Raw genomic sequence first — 4,426 nt, 5'->3', positions numbered from 1 at the left:
TGACAATATTATGAAGCCAGATGATTATCGGTTTCACGATGCCTTCCACTATGCCTATGCGGCGATACTGGGATGGTCTCCCGTTACACGCGCCCTTTTTCGTCTGAAGCGAAAAAGCGAAACAAAGGTTGATGAAGGCCAGGATGGCGCCAGAGCCATCCTGATTGAAGAAGGGGTCGCGACATATGTCTTTGGGGAGGCGAAACAGCTGGACTTCTTTGAGGGCCAAAGTGCAGGAGATTTGGGGTTTACATTTCTAAAATCTGTGCGGCAATTTGTACGAGGATACGAGTCGGAGGACTGTCCGCTGTGGCTATGGGAGGAGGCGATTCTCAAGGGCAATGAAGCTTTTCGGTTCCTTAGAACGCATAGGCGCGGCCGACTTATTCTTGATCGCCCCAACCGCAGCCTGTCGGCAGAGACACTACCATGATTGACACCTCGGGTTTTATAGAGGCCCTCCGGGGTTTGCGTTTCAACAATGCATTTAATCCGTACGCTGAGACCTGCCAAGCGTACGACCTTGTTGAGGCGCCTGCGGTCCGCCGGCACAACCTTAAGATGGTTCTGGATGCAGCCCTTGACCGCGGAGTGGAGTCAATATGGATCGCACGTGACCTCGGCTATCGTGGTGGTCGGCGGACGGGGCTCGCATTGACCGACGAGGTCCATCTTGGGGCACACGCTGCGCTCCTTGGCACGGCACCACTGAAGCGTGCTACTCGTGGGCCTGCGGTGGCGGAGCGAACGGCAACGGTCATCTGGGAAGTCCTCCGTGAACTTCGTCGGCCGATATTCCTTTGGAACGTCTTTCCTCTCCATCCTTTCGAGGAAGATTCTCCACTTTCGAATCGCTGCCATACTCGCGACGAACGATATGCCTGCAGCCATCTGCTGCAGTGGCTAATAGAGAGATTGCGACCACGATCAGTGGTTGCGATCGGTCGTGACGCACAGGCCGCTTTGGCTGATTTGGATGTCGCGGCCGAGCAGGTGCGGCATCCTAGCTACGGTGGTCACAATGAGTTCAGGGCGGGTGTGTATTCGCATTATTGCGTATCGCCTCGTGTCGAGGGGCAAACCTTGAGGCTTTTGTAACTGGGTATAACGTTGGATGGCTCTAGCCTTGACGGTCGGGGATACTCTATAAGTACTTCATGGGAACTAGACCGCCGGAGCAGTACCGTGAGCGACAAAGTTTGCAACGTCTTTATTAGCCATGTCCACGAGGATGACGCACGGCTACAGGCGCTGAAAGATCTTCTCGCCAAAAATGGCTGCTCCGCTCGTGACAGTTCAATCAACAGCGATAGACCCAACAACGCGAAAGACCCCGACTACATCAAACGCGACATACTTAGCCCTCGCATAGAATGGGCGGGTACGGTCGTCGTCCTTATTACGCCAGATACGAAACATAGCGATTGGGTTAATTGGGAAATCGAGTATGCCCATAAACTTGGCAAACGTATCGTAGGAGTGTGGGACCACGGGGAGCACGGATGCGAGCCGCCAGAGGCGCTCGATGAGTATGCAAATGCAGTCGTCCCTTGGCGTGCCGAGCAGATTATCGACGCTATCTTCGGGAAGATCGAAGAATGGCGCGACCCCAAAGGCGAGCCTCGGGCGGAGCGACCAATCGCTCGATACAGGTGCGCGAGCTAGAGTGCGGCTACATTCTTACGTCCTGGATCACGACTATGGGTTCGCTCCGAACCCATTCCACGGAGTATGTACTCTTGCAACTTGCAAACCCAGCATTCGCGAGCACGCGGAGATTGGCGATTACGTTGTCGGGACAGGTTGCGCCAAACGTAGACGGCGAGGCTTTCTAGTCTATTTCATGGTCGTCGACGAAATCACAACGTATGATCACTACTGGAACGACCCGCGCTTCATGACGAAGCGTCCCTTTCTTCGTGGCAGCAAGATGCAAGCTTTTGGCGATAATATCTATCATCGCAATCCTAATAGCGGTGAATGGCTGCAGGCCAGCTCGCTCCACAGCGAGCGAAATGGTGCGCTAAACCCAATTAATGTAGACCATGACACTAAATCGGAGAAGGTCCTCATTGGGCACGACTATGCCTATTGGGGCGGAGGAGGGCCAGAAATTCCGCAGTTGTATCGCGATTTCAATGGAGCTGATATTTGCGCTCGTCGCGGCCATCGGAATCATTTCTCCGAGGAACATCGAGACCAATTCATCGATTGGATAAGGTCTCTAGATGCCCACGGGTACATGGCTCGACCTCTGGATTGGGTCAGGACCGCTTGAAGGCCCCGCCGCACAAAGCTGCGACCTTGGAATATCGCCCTTTCATATTGAAGTTAATTTCCGGCAATCTTCTCTTGACGGAGGAAGCCACGTAGCACAAGCGCCACCGCTTGATCGATGTGTGCGGTTGCGACTAGCGCTTTGTTTTCATTCGCTGTTAGGCCGTTCCGAAGGCTATCGACCGAAAATCCGGAAAAACGGCCCCTACCGAGCCAGCTACGGTTAGGGCCTGTGTTAGGAGTTAGGCCTAGCTCGACGGCAATATCGAAGGTGCAGCCACCGAAGCCGCCTAGAAGAAACAGAGGCTGCTCGTTCTCAAGTGAGAGTAGTGCTTCTTCGGCCACCCCCGGCATCCTTCCCTTGAAACCCTCGACGGTTCCACCCAATACAATGCGAGCGTCGCTCGCGCTGCGCACGGCCATGCGCATTGCTGTCAATCCATCAGCCCATTCTTTATCCGTTGCAGGCGCCGTAGTTGCGGGTCCGCGCGCCTCCGGTAACACAACTGTACCATCCGGCCCCATACACAAAACTTCAGCGCTTCCTTTAAGTGCGTTAGACAACTCGATGAGCCTGTCAGCGGATAGATGGGCATGAACGGGCCAAGCCAAATAGTTGCTCACGCCAACACGCTCGTCTCCCAAGTCTGCGTCCCGCCGATGTCGTGCAACCAATTCGAACAACAGGCGTGAAAAACCATGCTCACGAAGGTCGCCTCCGTAGAGAAGACGTGCACCCATCGCCAGCAAATGCCTCGCGACTTCCGTCATCGCGTCATCGAGATGTTCCGGACCCAGTCCAAGCAACGCCATATCAGGACTTGTCGAGATTGAAATCGCGACGGCGCGCTGACTCAAAGGTTCTCTGTAGTTCATATGGATCTCCCGGCCAGCCACTCAGTCATGCTGCGTAACTGCACCTTCGGTGCAATAATCTCAAAGAGGCGCTGCTCCTCTGCGCCGATAGGTGGCTCCGGATAGACTAATGTCACGTCTGCTTGAGCCTTGCCTTCCAAACCGACCAAAGTGATGAGTTCGGGAGGGCGTGGAACAAAGACGACATCATCCCGATCCGAGGCGGCCGACTGGACCCAGCACCGCCAAAGGAAGTCCTTAAGAACTTCGTCCAGCAATTTGCTGACGATCACGTCGATGCGGTCCGAAGTGATAGGATCCATGCGTACGACTGGAACGTTTCCAAGGTAGGGAAACCCTCGTTCACCCATGTCACTCATACAATTGGCAATTACCAGTGGGACGTTCCATCGCTTTGCTTCTATAATTTCACGGCGACACCACTCTCTTGACGAATAACTGTCGGTGTTGATGGCGACAACTGCGCTCAATTTTACCTTTTGTAATAGAACCTTGTTGAATTGTAGGCCGATTGGTATGTCATGGACATCAAAGAAGCTCGACAGGCCGTCGCCCTCATAGACATATCTCCGAATTAGTTTGGCGATTCGTTCCCCATCTTCGTCGTGTTTCGAGTGACTGATAAATATCTCCACTTTCCTCAGATATCTGGCAAGGATGTCCCCAGTTTCTTTCGGTCGCCTTAGATGCTCTAGATAAGATCTTAACATGCGGCAGAGTTGGTGGGTTAGGTCAATAATGAGGCGCCGCTGACGCTCTTCGAACGAAAGACCGTCCCATTTGTCCCATCGCGAGGCCTGTTCGAATAGGCCGATCCGCGTTGCGGAACCGTCTATCGCAACCGGGAAGACGCGGGCGGCCAAACCCTTGGCGTCCGCCTGTTGGGCTAGTTTTTGGGCCCAAGCTACCCAATCCGGGTCATGTACCCAGTGGTCGTCAATTAGCAAGACAACGGCTGAAGTTTCAGCATCGATCAGGTCAATGTCGATTGGAGTTGCGGCGTCCGGAGCAGGAAGGAACCGATATACCACGGGCAATCCAGATCCGCCGGCTACATTCTCATAGAGTTTTCGGCGGTAGTGATCATACAAGACACGGGCAAGCCGCTCTCCGTCCTCAAAGTCAGGATGCCATGCCACGTAGATGACCAGGAACGGTCGTGCGGTATCGTGCATATCGACTACCATTGGATTGTTCGGAAGCGTTGCCTTGTTACTATGGCTCGCCACGGACTTTGGCAACAAGGGCGCGGTCATATAGCAAGTCGAAAGAG

At 54.0% G+C, this 4,426-nt stretch carries 5 protein-coding genes and 1 pseudogene; 4 read left to right on the top strand and 2 right to left on the bottom strand.

From position 1 onward, the window contains the following. From EN781_RS27080 to EN781_RS27065, 4 genes and pseudogenes are all read left to right on the top strand, one after another. Positions 1–433, top strand: a pseudogene (locus EN781_RS27080) (pyrophosphatase); the annotation flags it as partial. Further along, positions 430–1,098, top strand: coding sequence for a uracil-DNA glycosylase (locus EN781_RS36030; RefSeq protein WP_126055101.1), 669 nt, complete (start codon positions 430–432; stop codon positions 1,096–1,098). The pseudogene EN781_RS27080 and the gene EN781_RS36030, both read left to right, overlap by 4 nt. An 87-nt stretch (positions 1,099–1,185) precedes the next feature. Beyond that, entirely contained in the window at positions 1,186–1,665 is a 480-nt protein-coding gene (locus EN781_RS27070) for a TIR domain-containing protein (RefSeq protein ID WP_126055100.1), read from the top strand. After that, positions 1,556–2,278 carry a hypothetical protein gene (locus EN781_RS27065; RefSeq protein ID WP_245455694.1) on the top strand — a complete coding sequence of 241 codons (723 nt, stop codon included), beginning with the start codon at positions 1,556–1,558 and terminating at the stop codon, positions 2,276–2,278. Before EN781_RS27070 ends, EN781_RS27065 begins: the two co-directional genes overlap by 110 nt. A gap of 53 nt (positions 2,279–2,331) precedes the next feature. On the opposite strand, the gene EN781_RS27060 is transcribed toward EN781_RS27065, so the two are convergent. Both EN781_RS27060 and EN781_RS27055 read right to left on the bottom strand, forming a co-directional pair. Next, positions 2,332–3,153: a hypothetical protein gene (locus EN781_RS27060; RefSeq protein ID WP_126055098.1), complete on the bottom strand. Its 822-nt coding sequence runs from the start codon at positions 3,151–3,153 to the stop codon at positions 2,332–2,334. Next, a partial coding sequence (locus tag EN781_RS27055) for a toll/interleukin-1 receptor domain-containing protein (protein WP_210213504.1) occupies positions 3,150–4,426 on the bottom strand: 1,277 nt, incomplete at its 5' end. The genes EN781_RS27055 and EN781_RS27060, both read right to left, overlap by 4 nt.

This window comes from Mesorhizobium sp. M4A.F.Ca.ET.090.04.2.1 (genome assembly GCF_003999085.1).
GTDB lineage: Bacteria > Pseudomonadota > Alphaproteobacteria > Rhizobiales > Rhizobiaceae > Mesorhizobium.
This window is presented reverse-complemented; position numbering and strand designations above follow the sequence as displayed.